This window comes from Vibrio sp. 1069 (genome assembly GCF_033340555.1).
Window position 1 is genome coordinate 1 of record NZ_JAWOWP010000950.1, and the last position, 517, is coordinate 517.

Here is a 517-nt window from a genome sequence, read left to right on the forward strand (position 1 = left end):
CCTTTGAACTTTAATGAGATAGCAGATACCTAAGCATGCGATGGCACTGAAGGCATGCAAAACGCTTAACCCCCAATGATTTTCGAGCGATTGGACGATAGCGCCGTACACCAGTAGTGTGGCGGCAATGCTAGAACACAGAAAAACGATTTTCTTTTTTCTCGTCGAGCGGATATCCGCCATTTCTTCTAGGCGAGCCCCGGCCAATGTCGACATCTTCTATCCCTACTTAAATTGATATGTACGTCTATTCTAGGCGGTATTTTAGCGATAAATAGAATAACAAAATCGCCAAATGTGAACTTAGTCATGTTGCGAGGTGATTGAATCTTGTAAGGAATTTTCTGGGTGTGACGACGCCAAGGGTTTTGTTTATTACGATATCTATCGATATGTTGTCTGCAATATGGTGATGACGGTTACAAAGCTACCTTGATGTGTGCACGTTGATAAATACAGATAATGCATAAAAACGGCTGTTCGTGAGTCGATTCTCAATTCGCTGAATGGCGTCATT

At 42.4% G+C, this 517-nt stretch carries 1 pseudogene; it reads right to left on the reverse strand.

From position 1 onward, the window contains the following. Positions 1–216: pseudogene (locus R7040_RS29980) on the reverse strand (GGDEF domain-containing protein); the annotation flags it as partial. Positions 217–517 lie beyond the last annotated feature (301 nt).